General features: G+C 59.5%; 15 protein-coding genes. 4 read left to right on the forward strand and 11 right to left on the reverse strand.

Going from position 1 to position 15306, the window contains the following annotated elements:
* Nucleotides 1-12: 12 nt before the first annotated feature.
* The 5 genes from IMX17_RS01595 to IMX17_RS01615 all read right to left on the reverse strand — a co-directional run bounded on the left by IMX17_RS01595 (nt 13) and on the right by IMX17_RS01615 (nt 4426).
* Nucleotides 13-579: a YtfJ family protein gene (locus IMX17_RS01595; protein WP_182265081.1), complete on the reverse strand. Its 567-nt coding sequence runs from the start codon at nt 577-579 to the stop codon at nt 13-15.
* Between the two features lie 20 nt (nt 580-599).
* Complete coding sequence (locus IMX17_RS01600; RefSeq protein ID WP_182264161.1) at nt 600-1469, reverse strand: hypothetical protein; 870 nt, start codon at nt 1467-1469, stop codon at nt 600-602.
* On the reverse strand, nt 1466-2803 hold the full coding sequence (locus tag IMX17_RS01605) for a lipopolysaccharide biosynthesis protein (protein ID WP_004935553.1): 1338 nt from the start codon (nt 2801-2803) through the stop codon (nt 1466-1468). Before IMX17_RS01605 ends, IMX17_RS01600 begins: the two co-directional genes overlap by 4 nt.
* A gap of 72 nt (nt 2804-2875) precedes the next feature.
* Entirely contained in the window at nt 2876-3670 is a 795-nt protein-coding gene (locus IMX17_RS01610) for a hypothetical protein (protein WP_046896388.1), read from the reverse strand.
* A 30-nt stretch (nt 3671-3700) separates the two neighbouring features.
* Nucleotides 3701-4426, reverse strand: coding sequence for a hypothetical protein (locus IMX17_RS01615; protein ID WP_144236209.1), 726 nt, complete (start codon nt 4424-4426; stop codon nt 3701-3703).
* A 368-nt stretch (nt 4427-4794) separates the two neighbouring features.
* On the opposite strand from IMX17_RS01615, the gene IMX17_RS01620 reads away from it, so the two are divergent.
* Nucleotides 4795-5526 (forward strand): ATP-binding protein, encoded by a 732-nt coding sequence (locus IMX17_RS01620; RefSeq protein ID WP_046896390.1) that lies wholly within the window; start codon nt 4795-4797, stop codon nt 5524-5526.
* Between the two features lie 65 nt (nt 5527-5591).
* Here the strand turns inward: IMX17_RS01620 and IMX17_RS01625 are convergent, their stop codons facing one another.
* From IMX17_RS01625 to IMX17_RS01640, 4 genes are read right to left on the reverse strand one after another with little or no spacing between them, the layout of a single operon-like run.
* Nucleotides 5592-6764, reverse strand: coding sequence for an aminotransferase class I/II-fold pyridoxal phosphate-dependent enzyme (locus IMX17_RS01625; RefSeq protein ID WP_046896391.1), 1173 nt, complete (start codon nt 6762-6764; stop codon nt 5592-5594).
* Complete coding sequence (locus IMX17_RS01630; protein ID WP_015378483.1) at nt 6751-7011, reverse strand: acyl carrier protein; 261 nt, start codon at nt 7009-7011, stop codon at nt 6751-6753. Before IMX17_RS01630 ends, IMX17_RS01625 begins: the two co-directional genes overlap by 14 nt.
* 31 nt (nt 7012-7042) lie before the next feature.
* Nucleotides 7043-7957, reverse strand: a complete 915-nt coding sequence (locus tag IMX17_RS01635; RefSeq protein ID WP_033651881.1) for an NAD(P)-dependent oxidoreductase — start codon at nt 7955-7957, stop codon at nt 7043-7045.
* Entirely contained in the window at nt 7954-9693 is a 1740-nt protein-coding gene (locus IMX17_RS01640; protein WP_117187287.1) for a fatty acyl-AMP ligase, read from the reverse strand. The genes IMX17_RS01635 and IMX17_RS01640 overlap by 4 nt, the downstream gene beginning before the upstream one ends.
* Before the next feature lie 739 nt (nt 9694-10432).
* Between IMX17_RS01640 and IMX17_RS01645 the strand changes: the two genes are divergently transcribed.
* From IMX17_RS01645 to IMX17_RS01655, 3 genes are all read left to right on the forward strand, one after another.
* A complete protein-coding gene (locus IMX17_RS01645; protein WP_046896393.1) occupies nt 10433-11557 on the forward strand; it encodes a DNA-binding protein in 1125 nt (374 codons plus the stop codon).
* A gap of 185 nt (nt 11558-11742) precedes the next feature.
* Complete coding sequence (locus tag IMX17_RS01650) at nt 11743-12129, forward strand: diacylglycerol kinase (RefSeq protein ID WP_227414442.1); 387 nt, start codon at nt 11743-11745, stop codon at nt 12127-12129.
* A gap of 102 nt (nt 12130-12231) precedes the next feature.
* A complete protein-coding gene (locus IMX17_RS01655) occupies nt 12232-13131 on the forward strand; it encodes a LysR family transcriptional regulator (protein WP_046896395.1) in 900 nt (299 codons plus the stop codon).
* Here IMX17_RS01655 and IMX17_RS01660 read toward each other — a convergent pair.
* Both IMX17_RS01660 and IMX17_RS01665 read right to left on the reverse strand, forming a co-directional pair.
* Nucleotides 13106-13912, reverse strand: a complete 807-nt coding sequence (locus IMX17_RS01660; RefSeq protein ID WP_046896396.1) for a substrate-binding domain-containing protein — start codon at nt 13910-13912, stop codon at nt 13106-13108. The two genes, IMX17_RS01655 and IMX17_RS01660, sit on opposite strands and share 26 nt — an antisense overlap.
* 26 nt (nt 13913-13938) lie before the next feature.
* Entirely contained in the window at nt 13939-15234 is a 1296-nt protein-coding gene (locus tag IMX17_RS01665; RefSeq protein WP_033643756.1) for an MFS transporter, read from the reverse strand.
* Between the last annotated feature and the right edge of the window lie 72 nt (nt 15235-15306).

Consider the following 15306-nt stretch of genomic DNA (forward strand, 5'->3'; position numbering starts at 1 on the left):
GCGGCGTGCGCGTCATGGCGTCTCCTGCGCGATCAGCGCGCGCAGCAGGGCGATCACCTGGTCAACTTCCTGCGGGGTGAGTGCGCCGTCCTTCGCCCACTGTACGCGCCCGGCCTTGTCCAGCACTACGATGGTTGAGCTCTCCTCCGGCAGCCGCCAGGCCATGCGCCCCAGCCCGTCGCTGTCGATGATGAACTGCGCCCAGGGGTAATGCCGCTTGTTTTTCTCGATCTTGCCGCGCACGAAGAAGCCGGAGCCCGGTATCGCATCGTCGGTATTAACGATGGTGGTCGGCTGGAAGCGGTCGCCCGGCAGGTTCGCGTCCTTAACGGCGTTGATCAGCAGCGAGTTCTTCTTTTTGGCGGAGGTGCGCCCGGCGATGTACTGGATCACCCGCACCTTGCCCGCCAGTTTTGCGCTGTTCCACGGCCGGTAGCTGAAATCGCCGTTGCGCAGCAGCAGCTCGCCGCGATCGGCGATGGCGATCGGCGCCACCGGCCGGCCCTGCACGAAGTTATGCGCTGGCGCCGCCAGCGGCGACAGCAGCAGCGCAAGGGCCAGCAAGCGAGGTAACGTCATCATGGCTACGGGCAACGCGCTTATCTGCCGGCCGCGACGGCCGACGGGGAAAACGACAGCGGAAAACGCGCCAGCAGCAGCTCCAGGCGCTGGCGGATGTCGATGTCCAGCGTCGCCGGCCGGTCATAGATATCGCCGCCGGCCAGCTTGTCCGCCACCATCACGTCGTGCCGGTCGCCCATCAGGCCGTTAATCGCCGCCAGGAAGCGCGAGATCTGCCGGGCCTCGCGGTTGTCCGGATCGATCGATCTCAGCGTGTCGTAAAACGACACCTGGCGGCTGACGATTTTGCGCACGTCGTGGAACTGATGCCCGGTCAGCGCCGGGCCGGCGATCAGCGTCTGCAGCTGGCGCATCTGCGCCTGGCGGTAGGCGATAAAGCCCTGTGCGCTTTCCAGGCGGGTGTGGCGCAGCGCATAGCGCACGTAAGACCATACCGGCTTGCTGAGCAGCAGCCGCAGCAGGTTGCCGTACAGCGTCAGGTTCTTCTGGTTGCCGTTGCGAAACGCGTCCTGAAAATGGCCGAGCACCACGGTGGTGGTGTGGAACAGGCGGTTGGCGCGGTGGGGCGCGCCGTACAGCTGCTGGGCGAAGCGCAGGTGCTTATAGCGGGCGCGGATATATTTGTAGCGCATGCGGGTGGCCGCCGCCAACTGCGGGTCTTGCAGGAAACCGTTCACCAGTTGCAGCAGCTCGCGGCGGGAAAAGCCGTCTTCCCAAAACTGCAGGCACAGCGCGTAGTTGTCCCGGATGCTCTCGGGGGAGCATTCCAGATCGATCTGCTGCGGCAGGCTGATATTCGCCTCGACCAGGTCATCCTCTTCCACGGCGACAAACAGCGCCTGGGTGGTTTCGGCGGAAAACTTCTTCCAATTCGTGTTAGCGGTCATTGATTACTCTCTTTGGGCACATTCAGCCCCAACATAAAGCGATTGCGGTAGGCGCCGATCGTCGGTATCAGGGATAACAGCACGTCTAAACATTGCCCCAGTAAATAAGCGAAAGCGGCGCCCTGCACGCCGAAGGCGTACGCCATCGACACCAGCAGCGCGATATAGGCCGCCGAGGCCGTCGCCTGCGCGATCAGGAAGGCGCGCTGCTTGCCCGCCATAAACAGCAAGGATTCCTGCGGGAAGCCCATCATCGAGACGATGATCGCGCCCAGCATGATTTGAATCAGGTCATAGGCTTCCAGGTATTGCTGCCCGAACACCGCGGAAATGAGCGGCTTGCCCACCAGCAGCATCAACACCGCGACGGCCAGGCCGATGCCGCCGGCCAGCAGCGAAGAGCGCAGGCCCAGCAGCCACGGGGTCTTGGTGCGCGGATCCAGGCGCATGATCTCGGGATAGAAGCTTTTCTCCAGCAGCTTGGCCGGGGTGCCCGTCGCATCGAAGAAGGTCATGGCGATCTTGAACAGCCCGGCGGCGGCCGGCCCGAGCACCACGCCCACCAGCACGGTGGTGCAGGAGTTGCGCGCGGCCCAGATGGTATGGGCGATGTTGGTGGTCCAGACGAAGTTCCAGGCGCCCTCGATGCGGCGCGCGACGTTGAACAGGCGCGGCCGCAGCGCGCCGTGGATATCGCGGCGGCGCAGCTCGCGCGCGGTGAACCACCAGAACAGCGTGCCGCCGATCAGGTTAGAGGCGTACCAGGTGACGATAAAGCCGGGGAACCCCAGATCGAAATAATAGGAGATGACGCTGCCCACCGCCTGCAGGAACGGCTTGATCGCCTGCTGGATGGCGATGAGATCGAAGCGGTTGAAGGCGCGCAGCACGCCGGTCGGCGTGGACGAGGTCATCGACGGGATCAGGGTGCAGTACAGCATGGCGAGCCAGAAGCTTTCGCTGTCCAGCCCCAGGGCGTGTGACAGGAACGGCAGCATGATCATGCCGCCCAGCACGGCGATGACGCCGCTGGCGATATCCAGGCCGAAGGAGAACGCGACGACGTCGCGGAAGCGCCCGGTATTTTGATGCTCCAGCGCCGGGGTGCCGAATTGCACCACAAACTGCCAGGTCTGGAATTTGATGAAATCGCTGACCGCTTTGGTATAGGCCTGGATCACCACCAGCACGCCGAACATTTCAGGCGACATGCCTTTACCGGCGCAGGAGAGCGCCAGCAGGCCAAGCAGCGCGCTGGCCACGCTGCCGGAGCCTAAATAGGCGGCATTACGTAGAATGGAGCGAAACGCGCCATCGGAAAACCATCGTTTCATAACCTAAACCAGCCATCATCGTTATTTTTGTGCATCTTGTGTTCCGCACTCATGCGCTTGCCCTGTCTCTTTTTAATAAACCTGAGTTTCTTTGCCGGCGTTTTCGCCGGGTTGCCCGATGTCGCTCTGCGGGCGCTTCGCGGGGTTCACCACGGCGGAAATGGCGTTGAGCGCGTTGCTCAATACCTCGTCGTAAGGGGCTCTGGCGTCCAGCTCGATGATGCGCGCGCCGTTGTACTGCAGGCGCACCATGGCGGAAATCTTGTCTTTCAGCTCTTCATAGCTGTGATCGGGCTTGCGGGAAAACGCCGTATCGACGTCGATATCCAGGCGAATGATCAGCTCCGGCCGATAGACGGCCATGTGTTGATATAAACGGCGTTCACGCGCCGCCAGGCGGCGCAATAGCCGGCCTTTTGCGCGTTCCACGCCGATACCGGGCCCATCGTAGTAAAAACCGGAAATTTCCGCCTGCGGGTAGCGATCGCTGATCACCAGCACGCCGCTCTGCGCCAGCCGCCGTACCTTGCGCAGGTTGGAAGCGCGCCACAGCGAAAAGCCGTACATGATCAGCGCCGCCCACAGCGCCGGCGGCCTGTTGCTCATGCGCTGGGTTTTATCGGATTTGGCCGCCAGGCGCCGCTCCAGCCACACGCCGATGAACGGCAATTTCTTGATTTTGTCGCCGTCTTCGCCGGAGATCAGCCCCAAATAGCGGCGCTGCGTGGGGCGATGCTGCTGCAGGTTTTTCACCAGATCGGCGGTCAGCGTAGATTTGCCCGTGCCGTCGCTGCCCACCACGGCAATCAGCCCGGTGATGCAGGCGGGAGAGGTATCCTGCGCGGCAGTGAGTTTATTTTTTTTCATCTGTTTCGCTACGAAAAGGTTATTTGGCGGCTAGGCATTGGCGGCCCTCAGCGATATTTTAACGGCGCGCAGCGAAGCATCGAAAATATGCTTGGCCGGCTCGCGGCCGTCCAAATCCAATATGTTAGCGCCGTTAAACGTCAGGTGCGGGATGACGGCGATCTTTTCACGCAACGCCGCCAACGAGTGATCGGGTTTGCGTGAATAGGCCGTTTGCTCGTCAATATCCAACCGAATTAATAATAACGGCTGATAAGACGCCATCCAGTGGTACAGACGTTGTTCGCGTTTTCTCAGCCAGCGTATCCAGCGATTGCCGCCGGCGGTTTTCGCCAGCTGCGGGCCATCGAAACGAAATCCCGCCACTTCGGCCTGCGGATAACGATCGGTAATCAGCAATGCGCCGCGGCGACTTTTCTTCAGCATGCGGCGGAATTTAAAAACGCGCCAATAGGAAAGTAAAAAGATCACCAGCGCCGTGGCATTATCCGGCGGCGTAGCCGGGCGATCGTGCACGCGCTGCGATTTCTTCAGCAAATAACGCCCGAAGGGCGCGCCAATAATCGGCAGCGAACTGATCCATTCGCCGATACGCCCGGAAGACTGGCCGAGATAAAGCAATTCGGCAGGTTCTTGCGCCGATAAGGCATCGACCAGACTGGCGGCCAGAGTGGATTTTCCCGAGCCGTCACAGCCGGTTATCGCTATTACGCGCACGGGCGAGCGATCAGATGAAGGTCTTATCTGCTGACTCACAATAATTAATCCAATGCGAAAAAAACTATTGTATTCCAATACGCCTTGGGTTCAAGATATTTATTGTGCTTTGTCGCGATAAAATAATGAGTTCGGTATTCCTGTGTGTTATTTGAATTGATATTTCTGGCATTCGTTCTTGTTATTTTGTGCTAATTGGCCGGGCGTGAGCCGGTTTCGCTTTTTATGTTAACTTTCGGCTTGGCTCACGGCGAAAAAAGAGCAGAGGTTTTCCATTTTCGCTTAATCTTTTGTGCGGTTTGGCGCGGCGTTATGGCAATTATCTTCGCGCTGCCGTCGCGGCCGTGAGCGATATTTCGTTGCAAATAGGGCATGCCATTTCTGGTGTATTGAAAGAGAGTCTGATTATGAATGCAAAATTTCCGCCGCTGATTGCGGTTATCGGCAGCGACGGATCGGGTAAGTCCACCGTTTGTGAACATCTGATCGAATATGTGAAACATTATGGCCCGGCGGTGCAGGTGCATCTGGGCAAACAGGCGGGCAACGTCGGGCGCGCGGCGGCGAAACTGCCGCTGCTCGGGCGCTCGGTGGGCAAGGCTATCGAAAGCAATACCAAAAAAGTCAAAACGAAAAAATCCCGCATCGGCCTGTTGCCGTCGGCGGTGATCATCGCCTTCGTGGGGCGGCGGCTGTTGCGGTTTCGCCGCATGCTGGCGTTTCGGCGGCAGGGGTATATCGTGCTGACCGACCGTTTTCCGCAGGCGCAAATCCCCGGCGCGTATGACGGCACGGTATTTCCCGTCGATGTCGAAGGCAGCCGTTTCGTCCGTTGGCTGGCGGCGCGGGAGCGGGCGGCGTTCCAGTGGATGGCGAAGCAAAAACCGGATCTGGTGCTCAAGCTGAATGTCAGTCTGGACGTGGCCTGCGCCCGTAAACCCGATCACCGCAAGGCGGCGCTGGAGAAAAAGATCGCCGTCACGCCGTTATTGACCTTTGAAGGCGCCGACATCGTGGATCTCGATGCCGATCGGCCGATCGAGGAGGTGCTTTCGGCGGCGGAAAAAGCCATCGCGGAATTTATGGCGGCGCAGGGGTATCGCTATTCGGCAGATGGGGCATCACCGGCTGCGCGCTGAGGCGCAGCGATTCGGCAGGGCGGCGATGGCGTTTTCGCCGCCGCCGCGGCCGAGAGGGAAAGGTTTTATTTTTTCAGCGCCGCAAAGGCGCGCACGATGGTGTCTATTTCTTCATCGCTGTGCGCGGCATTGACGCTGCAGCGCAGCAGGGTGACGCCCGCCGGCGCGGCCGGCGGCAGCACCAGATTCACATACACGCCGTGGGCGATCAGCTCGCGCCAGAAACGCAGGCCGTCCTCCTTCGAACCGATCATCACCGGCACCACCGGGCTGATGCGCGGCCCCAGGGTATAGCCCAGCTCGGCGAGGCCGTGATACAGGCGGTGCGCGTTGTTCCACAGTTTTTCCCGCAGCTCGGGATGGCGCGCGATTTTTTGCAGCGCCATGCGCACCGACGCGATGCTGGACGGCGACGGCGAAGCGGTAAAGATATACGGCCGGCTGCTGTAGCGCAGCACGTCCATCCCCTTGCCGCCGACGGCGAAACCGCCGATCGAAGCCAGGCTTTTGCTGAAGGTGCCCATGATGATATCCACGTCTTGCTCGACGCCCAGCGCTTCGGCCAGGCCGCGGCCGTGTTCGCCCATTACGCCGAAGGAATGCGCTTCGTCGACCAGCAGATACCCGCCCAGCCGCCGCTTGATATCGACGATTTCCACCAGCGGGGCGACGTCGCCCAGCATGCTGTAGATGCCTTCCACGATAATGAGCGCCTCGCGGGCGCGCTCGCCCAGGCGCACCATGCGACGCTCCAGATCGGCGGCGTCATTGTGGCGAAAGCGAATAATCTCCGCGCCGCCGAGGGCGCAGGCGTCGTAAATGCTCGCGTGGCTGTCCGCGTCGATCAACACCACGGATCCCGGCCCCGCCAGCGTGCTGATGACGCCCAGGTTGGCGGTGTAGCCGGTGGAGAACACGATGGCGCTCGGGCGATCGAAGAATGCCGCCAGCTCCCGTTCGAGCGCCAGGTGCGATCCGTAGCTGCCGTTCGCCATGCGCGAGCCGGTGGTGCCGGTGCCGAGCGCGGCCAGGGCAGATTGGCCAGCGGCGATCGCCTGCGCATCGAACGTCAGGCCAAGGTAGTTATTGGTGCCGGCGAGGACAATCTTTTGATCGCCGATGCGCCCCTGAGTGGCGGAATAGACTTCGTCGATGCAGGTGCCGAACGGATTCAGGCCGGAGGTTTGAAACTGTTCGCGATCGCCCGCGAGCCGCGCAAACTTGTCATACAGTCCCATGGTTTTTCTCCAGATAAGGGCGCAGCGCGTCAAGCAGTTGCTCAGGCGTTCTGACATCAAGCAATATATTGATCGGAATGGAGATATCTAATTCATCTTCCAGCATCATCAGTAGATCCAAGACTCTGATGGATTCCAGGCCAAGATCATTGACGAGATCGCTATCAGGTTTTATTTCCACTCCGCCTTCGACGATACCTTGCAAACACGTCAGGATATAATCCATTACAGCATCGCGATTTAGCATAAGAACGTTGACACACCTCTACTTGGAATAATTAAAACAGCCCTTCACGCAGCGCGCGTTCCAAACTCACCTGTGGAAACCAATTAATCTGTTGCGACAGCGCCTGATTGTTGGCGGACCAGTCTTGATGGGTTAATTCGCGTATTTTGCTGCGCGTCAGCATCGGCTCCTGTTTTATCAGGCGGTTCCACACCACGCTGATATCCGCCAGGGCTTTCAGCAGCGGCAGCGGAATGCCCACCAGCCGCACCGGCCCGTGACGCACGGCGGCGCCGATGTCCCGCAGGCGCAGCCAATCATAGCCTTCGGCCACGCCGTCGCACAGTTCGTAAATATTCGGCTGCGCGGGCTGCGCCAATAACCATTGGCCGACCGCCTTCGCCAAATCGCTCACGTGCAGAAAAGAGAGTCTGGCGTCAGGCGCGCCCAGCCGGGGCAGCACGCCGCGCAGCAGGCCGTTGAACAGCGGTTTCAGCTCTTTATCGCCCGGCCCGTAAACCGCCGTCGGGCGGAAAATCCCCAGCGCGATCTCGCCCGAGGCGGCGATCAATTGCTGCTCGGCGGCCTGTTTTGAATGGGCGTACCACGACAGCGCCGGATGGCGCGCCGCCAGCGACGACATGAACAAGAAACGATTGCAGCGGCCGTTTTGCCTGGCCGCCTGCATCAGGTTCAGGCTGCCGGTCACGTTGCAGCGGGTGAACACCGCTTCCGCATGCCCGCGCACCTGGCCTGCACAGTGCACGACGCACTCGGCGCCGCGCACCAGTTCGGTGAGCGAAGGCCGATCTTCCAGCGCGCCGGGGATCCACTGCAGGTTGTCCGCGGCGGCTTTGTCGGCTTGCCGCGTCAGGGCGCGCACGCTAAACCCTTGCGCCAGCAGTTCCCGGACGATATGCCGGCCGATAAAGCCGGTCGCGCCCGTCACCGCCACGGTGCCGCTCATTGCGCGAAACCGGCCAACTGCGGCATTTGCGGGTAGAGCGAAGCGCTCAGCCAGCGTTTCTTGGCTTCGGCGCGGGCGGGTTTGCCCGACGACGTGCGGGGAATGCTGTGCGGCGGCAGCAGCTCGATGTCCACCGCGATGCCGAATTCGCTTTGAATGCGCGCGCTCAGCGAATGCACGATCTGCTCCCGGCGCTCTTCCGAACTGACTCGGCATTGGATCTGCAAAATGATCCTGGCCGCTTCGTCGTGTTCTTCGGTCACGAAGGCGATCGCATCGCCGGAACGGATTTCCGGTTCGGATTCCGCGACGTACTCGATATCCTGCGGCCAGATATTGCGGCCGCGAATGATGATCAAATCCTTCTTGCGGCCGGTGACGTACAGATAGCCGTCCAGCAGGTAGCCCAGATCGCCGGTATCCATCCAGCCGGTCACCTGAATTTGCTGCTGGGACTCAGTATCGCAAAAATAGCCGTTCATCAGGCTGGGGCCGGAAATCGTGATATGGCCGACCTGGCGCTCCGGCAGTGGTTGCCCGGTTTCGCTGCGGATCTCGATGCGGTGGCCGGGCAGCGCACGGCCGCAGTTGACGAAGGTCGAAACGGCGCGGGTTTTTTTGCCCGGCGCGACCGCTTTACCCTCGTACTCCAAAATATCGCGGTCGACCGCGTTGGTTTGCGGGCCGGAGCAAGGATCGGAAAAGCTCACCGCCAGGGTGTTCTCGGCCAGCCCGTAGCACGGCATGAAGGCTTTGCTGTCGAAGTTGATGCTGCTGAAGTGTTCGCCAAACTGGCTGAGCAGCTCGGCCGGGATCGGCTCGGCGCCCACGCCGGCGACCCGCCAACTGGAGAGATCCAGATCGGCCAGCTCTTTGGCGTTGCTGCGGCGCAGACACAGATCGTAGCCGAACGGCGGGGCGACGGACACCGTGCCGCGATTCTTGGCGATCAGTTTCAGCCACTGCATCGGGCGCATGGCGAAATCTTGCGTGCGCAGATAATCGACGGACAGCTGGGTCGCCACCGGCGTCAGCAGGAAACCGACCAGGCCCATATCGTGATAGAAGGGCAGCCACGACACGCAGCGATCGCCCGCGCGCAGCTTGATCCCGTCGCGACTGATCGCATTCAGGTTCGCCATCGCCGCCCGCTGGGTGATGATCACGCCGCGCGGGAAGCGGGTGCTGCCCGAGGTGTATTGGAGATAGGCGATATCGTCGGGCGAAGGCGCCGGCAGCGCGATCTCCGGCTCGGGCAATGCGTTGAAATCCGCGTCGCTGAGGATGTGCATCGCTGACGCGTTTTCCGTGGCGGAGGCGATGAGCGGCGTCCACTCTTCGCTGCTGATGATAGCCGCCGGGTTGCAGCTGGCGATCAGCCCCTTCAGTTTGGCGGTGTAGGAGTCGCGCTGGCCCACGCCCATCGGGATCGCCAATGGCACCGCCACCAGGCCGGCATATTGGCAAGCGAAAAAGGCTTCGACGAACCCCGCGCTGGTTTCGGCGATAAGCGCCACGCGATCGCCTTTCTTGAGCTTCAGGGACAATAAACGCCGCGCGCCCGAGATCGCTTTTTGCTGCAGCGTGCGATAATCGAGAACGGTCACGAGTTGATTGCGCCGATCGTAAAAATTCATTCCCGTATTACCGAGCGCCGCGTAATCCAACGCGTCCACTAAAGTGGGGAAGTCCGCATAGCGCATGGGAAGAGAATGAACGGAACTTGTTTCAGACATAGACAAACTTAGCCATAGATTAAAAATCACCAAAAGAGTTAAATCACTCTTGGCGAGGTAATTGATGTTTTACTATGAATAGGTTTTGAATAAGTTTGTTATTCAACCATCTTCATTCCGCGAATAGCGTATATTGCCGTACTTGAGCGGCACGCCGGTTATTAACCCGGTAGCGCGTGAGCGGCCTGCATTATCAGCCTTGAGCGGCGACCTGGAGATATACGAGAGGTGATTGTAATACCCGAGGTTCGCCGTTCTTTAGTCTGCATCTGTCGGGCAGGAAATACCTGTCTGCTCATAGGTTATGACCTCATGCATGGCTATCTTCGAACTTAAACACTTCCTAAACAGTATGCCGCAAGAAATCAAAAAGTGAATGCCTCATTTAAGTTGATTCTTAAAAAGAGCATTAAGTGGTAAAAATGGCGGCGCGCCTCCTGATTAAAGTCGGTACACTTAAATCGGCGGGTTTCTTTCGCCAAAATAGCACTAAATAATAAAAGAGCACGCATAGCGTAGCATGTCAGCGCCGCTTTGGGCTTTCCTTTTTTTGTTTAATCACGCCGCCTCAGTGCGCGTGATAGGCAAATAATGCGCTGGTTCACAGGGGGAAATATTCGGTTTTTCTTATCGTTGAACCGGAGGCAATACACAATCCAATAAAAGAGAACAGCATAAAAAATGCTAAAGGCGTTGTCGCGCTCATATTTAATTATTTTATTAAAACGTAAGGCTATTTATGATCCGTATTGAGAAAGTTCTGGATAAACGCGAACTTAAAGAATTTATTGCTTTCCCTTCGTTACTGTTTCGTGATGACCCGAACTGGATTGAGCCGCTGTATTTAGAGCGCGAAGAGCACCTGTCAAAGAAGAATCCCGGCACCGATCATATCGAATGGCAGGCGTGGGTGGCGAAAAAGCAGGGGAAGGTCGTCGGGCGCATCACCGCGCAAATCGATTCCCTGCACCGGGCGCTGCACGGAGAAGATACCGGTCACTTCGGCATGATCGACGCCGTTGACGATCCCGCCGTGTTCAGCGCGTTATTCACGGCGGCGGAGGAGTGGTTGCGGTCCAAGGGCACGCGGAAAATCACCGGGCCGTTCAGCCTCAATATCAATCAGGAAAGCGGCCTGCTGGTCGAAGGGTTCGACACGCCGCCGTCGGCCCTGATGACCCATGCCAAACCTTACTACGCGGCCCAGATAGCGCAGCAAGGGTATAACGAAGGGATTGATTTGCTTGCTTATTGGATGAAAAGAACCGACCTGCATTTTTCGCCGTCGCTGACCCGGATGATGGATCAGGTGCGCCAAAAGGTGACCGTTCGCCGCCTCAACCGCAAGCGCTTTCGCGAGGAGATGCAGGTGCTGCGCGAGGTGTTCAACTCGGGGTGGCAGCATAACTGGGGGTTTGTTCCGTTCACCGAGCATGAGTTCGCCACCATGGGGGATCAGCTGAAGTTCCTGGTGCCCGACGATATGATCCATATCGCCGAGGTGGATGGCGCGCCCTGCGCCTTTATTGTCGGGTTGCCGAACATTAATGAGGCGATTGCCGATCTGCAGGGGCGGTTATTGCCGTTCGGTTGGGCGAAGTTATTGTGGCGGCTGAAAGTCAGCGGCGTTCGCACCGCGCGCGTGCCGCTGATGGGCGTTCGCCAGGAATATCAATTCAGCCGCATCGGGCCGATTATTGCATTGCTGTTGATTGAGGCGCTGCGCGAGCCGTTCGCCAAGCGCAATATCGACGCGCTGGAAATGTCGTGGATCCTGGAAACCAATACCGGCATGCGGACGATTTTAGAACGTATCGGCGCGGTGCCTTATAAGCGCTACCGGTTGTACGAAAAGACGCTTTAATCGACTGATATCGCATCGCCTTTTAACGCCATCAGGATAATAAGCGCATTGCGTGCGGCGCCGTTCGTTTTGGGGGACTGAGCGTGAGTGAAAGCATTGACCCCTGAGTGGAACGGTTAAGGCCGTTAATTAATAAACCCGAGATAAATTCACGGCGCGTGATTGATTGAACCGCGATCGCCGTGATGCTGAAGAGAGCAGAATGCATGCCTGTGGAAAAGAAAAAGGGAATAAGCCGATTAACCTACAGCATAAGGAACTCCTGGGCCGGCTTTATTGGTGCCGTGCTGACCGAAAATGCGTTTCGTGAATTATTGGTTATTAACGCCATTTTACTGGTTGTTACATTTACTCTGGATATTACAAAAATGGAGCGGCTGTTATTAATCGCCTGCAGTTTCCTGCTGCTGGTGGTTGAGCTGCTTAATACGGCGATTGAAACCGTGGTCGATCGCATTTCGCTGGCGTTGCATCCGTTATCCAAACGCGCCAAAGATCTGGGCGGCGCAGCGCAGCTGGTGGCGGTGATAATGACCATCATTATTTGGGGGACGGTGCTGCTGGGAGGATAACGGCGAGGCGCGCTCCGGCGTTAAACCGGTTGCTGCGGCTAAATAAGCGGCTATTATCGTTGCTTTACGCCTTTGGCGCCATGGTAAGGATAGGTTGCCGTTATGCCCGTGAATTTTGATCTCAACGATCTTTATGCGTTTCGCGCGCTGGTGGAGTACGGCAATTTTCGGCTGGCCGCAGAGTCCATCTGCCTGTCGCAGTCGGCATTGAGCCGCAGGATTGAGAAGCTGGAAAACGCGCTGGGCATCAAACTGTTCGATCGCACCACCCGGCGCGTGACCTTGACGCTGTACGGGCAGGCCTTCGCCGAACGTTCGGAGCAGCTGCTGATGAACGTCGAAGCGGTGATGGCCGATATCGATAAGGTCAGCCAGGAGCGGGTGGGACTGGTCACCGTCGCCACGGTGCCGTCGGCGGCCTACTATTTCATGCCCGACGTGATACGCCGTTTCCGGCTTCGCTATCCGCGCGTGCGCGTTAAGCTGATCGACGGCAGCGCAGGCAATGTCATCGAGGCGGTCACCGGCGGCCAGGCCGATTTCGGCATCTGTTTCGCCGGGCGGCTGCAGCCTAATCTTGAGTTTGTGCCGTTGGTGGGGGACGTCTACGTGGCCGCCTGCCGGCGCGACCATCCGCTCGCCGGTAAAAAGAGCCTCACCTGGCGGGAGTTTTATCAGCAGGATTACGTGTCGCTGGATAAAACCTCCGGCAATCGCAATCTGCTCGATCAGCGCCTGGAACACCTCGTGCCGGAACGCCCCAGCGTGTGTGAAACTCGCCATGTGACGACCATGCTGGGCATGGTTGAGGCGGGCATCGGCATTGCCGCCGTGCCCGCCATGTCGATGCCCGCTTCAGAGCACTCGGTGTTGACGTCGGTGCCGCTGGTCGATCCGGTGGTGAAACGCACCGTGGGTCTAATCAGACGCGGCGGCCGCATGCAGTCTTTCGTCGCCGCCGAGCTGGAAAAGCTGATTACTGAACAGTATCACTCTGCTTGACCGGCTGCGGCGCCGGCACGGTTCGCATGCCGGTCGCGCGAATGGTCGGCTGCGCCTGAGGGGAGGCGAGGAAGTCCAGCAGCGCTTTGCCTTCGCGGCGGTGCTCCGCCTTGGCGGTTACCGCGCCCGCGAAGCGGGTGATGTACTGCACGTTTTCAGGCAGCTCGCCGATAAAGGTCACGCCCGCCACGGGCAGCAATTCGCTGACCTGCTGGAAGCCCAGCGCGTATTTCCCCTGCGCCACTTCAGAGGCCACCGGAATGCGCTCAATCTTATGCGCTTTCCCTTTCACCTGTTCCTCGATGCCCAGCTTTTTGAACAGTTGGCCGCTGACATAGCGGCCGCTGGCGCTGTCGGAATAGGCGAAAGAGTCCGCCTGCAGCAAGACATTGCGCAGGTCGGCATCCGTTTTTATCTCCGGTTTGGGCGCGCCCTGTTTGACCACCATGCCGATCGGCGAATCGGCCAGCTCCACGCGTGAACCCGGCTGGGTCCAGCGCTCTTTTTCCAGTTGGGTGAGCGCGTCGCCCACCATGATCAGCACATCGGCTTGCTCTCCGCGCGCCAGCCGCGCGGGGATCGCCTGCGGCGTTTTGCCCATCGAGGGGCCGGACACCAGAATGATTTTGTCGCCGCTTTGGGCTTCATACTCCGGGGCCAGCTTCTCCAGCGCGGCTTTGAAGCCGCCGGAGATCATGACGGTCACGTCTTTGGCCAGCGCCGCCGTACTGCAGGAGGCGCACACCAGCGCGGCGAGGATCGAACGAGTGAGTTTTTGCATGGCATCATTCCTTTTGAGATGGCGGCTTAGCGCGCGGTTTGCAGCGGCATGGCGATGCGGCGATACATATACAGCGTCGCCAGCAGGGCGCACAGCGCGGCGAAGCTCATCCAGTAGCCCGGTGAAGCCTTGTCGCCGGTGTATTCGATCAACGCGGTGGAGACGACCGGCGTAAAGCCGCCGAACACCGCCGTCGCCAGGCTGTAGGCCAGCGAGAACCCGGCCACCCGCACTTCCGTTGGCATGATCTCCGTCAAGGCCGGGATCATGGCGCCGTTGTAGAGGCCGTAAATGAAGGACAGCCACAGCAGCACGGCCAGCATCATGCTGAAGCTGGGGGCGGCGGCGAGCAGGCTCAGCGCCGGGTAGGCGGTGGCCAACGTCAGCAGCGTCATGGCGACCAGCACCGGTTTGCGGCCGAAACGGTCCGACAGCGCGCCGCCGATGGGCAGCCAGATGAAGTTGGAGATCGCCACCAGCAGGGTGACCAGCAAGCTGTCGGAAGCGCTGAGCAGCAGTACCTTTTTGCCGAAGGTCGGCGCATAGACGGTGATCAGGTAAAACGCGGTGGTGGTCATGGCGACCATCAGCATGCCGGCGATCACCACCGGCCAGTTTTTCAGCAGGGTTTTAAACACGTCGCGCATCGCCAGGTGGTGACGGCGAGCGGTAAATTCCTGCGTCTCTTCCAGCTTGCGGCGCAGGAAGAAGATGAAGGGAACGATCAGGCAGCCGAACAGGAAAGGCAGGCGCCAGCCCCATTCGCGAATGGCGCTTTCTTCCAGCGCCGCATTGAGCGCGAAGCCCATGGCCGCCGCCACCATGATAGCCACCTGCTGGCTGCCGGACTGCCAGCTGGTGTAGAAGCCTTTACGGCCCGGCGTGGCGATTTCGGCCAGATAGACGGACACGCCGCCCAGCTCCGCGCCGGCCGAGAAGCCTTGCAACAGACGCCCGCACAGCACCAGCAGCGGCGCCCAAAGCCCGATGCTTTGGTAAGAGGGGATCAGCACGATCAGGAAGGTGCCCGCGGCCATGATCGACAGGGTCACGATCAACCCTTTGCGGCGGCCGACTTTATCGATGTAAGCGCCCAGCACGATGGCGCCGATCGGGCGCATCAGAAAACCTGCGCCGAATACCGCGAAGGTCATCATCAGCGAGGCGAACTCGCTGCTGGCCGGGAAAAAGGTGTGTGCGATGTAGGTAGCGTAAAAGCCGAACAGGAAAAAATCGAACTGCTCTAAAAAGTTGCCGGAGGTGACGCGCAGTATCGCGCCGGTTCTGGCCCGGGTGGTCATGGGTGAGGTAGAGGAATGCATCTTTATCTCCAGTTTGTTATTGGCGCTTGACGCCGCGCCTGTTGCTGAAGACTCGCTCAGGAAAATAAAGTA

It is taken from the genome of Serratia sp. X3, assembly GCF_014982455.1.
Taxonomy (GTDB): domain Bacteria; phylum Pseudomonadota; class Gammaproteobacteria; order Enterobacterales; family Enterobacteriaceae; genus Serratia; species Serratia ureilytica.

Excerpts from the sequence above, each read along its gene's own strand:
- IMX17_RS01595 (WP_182265081.1), bottom strand. The coding sequence starts at position 579 with ATGACGTTACCTCGCTTGCTGGCCCTTGCGCTGCTGCTGTCGCCGCTG.
- IMX17_RS01610 (WP_046896388.1), bottom strand. The coding sequence starts at position 3,670 with ATGAAAAAAAATAAACTCACTGCCGCGCAGGATACCTCTCCCGCCTGC.
- IMX17_RS01650 (WP_227414442.1), top strand. The coding sequence starts at position 11,743 with ATGCTGAAGAGAGCAGAATGCATGCCTGTGGAAAAGAAAAAGGGAATA.
- IMX17_RS01645 (WP_046896393.1), top strand. The coding sequence starts at position 10,433 with ATGATCCGTATTGAGAAAGTTCTGGATAAACGCGAACTTAAAGAATTT.
- IMX17_RS01665 (WP_033643756.1), bottom strand. The coding sequence starts at position 15,234 with ATGCATTCCTCTACCTCACCCATGACCACCCGGGCCAGAACCGGCGCG.
- IMX17_RS01625 (WP_046896391.1), bottom strand. The coding sequence starts at position 6,764 with ATGGGACTGTATGACAAGTTTGCGCGGCTCGCGGGCGATCGCGAACAG.
- IMX17_RS01640 (WP_117187287.1), bottom strand. The coding sequence starts at position 9,693 with ATGTCTGAAACAAGTTCCGTTCATTCTCTTCCCATGCGCTATGCGGAC.
- IMX17_RS01630 (WP_015378483.1), bottom strand. The coding sequence starts at position 7,011 with ATGCTAAATCGCGATGCTGTAATGGATTATATCCTGACGTGTTTGCAA.
- IMX17_RS01660 (WP_046896396.1), bottom strand. The coding sequence starts at position 13,912 with ATGCAAAAACTCACTCGTTCGATCCTCGCCGCGCTGGTGTGCGCCTCC.
- IMX17_RS01605 (WP_004935553.1), bottom strand. The coding sequence starts at position 2,803 with ATGAAACGATGGTTTTCCGATGGCGCGTTTCGCTCCATTCTACGTAAT.
- IMX17_RS01635 (WP_033651881.1), bottom strand. The coding sequence starts at position 7,957 with ATGAGCGGCACCGTGGCGGTGACGGGCGCGACCGGCTTTATCGGCCGG.
- IMX17_RS01600 (WP_182264161.1), bottom strand. The coding sequence starts at position 1,469 with ATGACCGCTAACACGAATTGGAAGAAGTTTTCCGCCGAAACCACCCAG.
- IMX17_RS01620 (WP_046896390.1), top strand. The coding sequence starts at position 4,795 with ATGAATGCAAAATTTCCGCCGCTGATTGCGGTTATCGGCAGCGACGGA.
- IMX17_RS01655 (WP_046896395.1), top strand. The coding sequence starts at position 12,232 with ATGCCCGTGAATTTTGATCTCAACGATCTTTATGCGTTTCGCGCGCTG.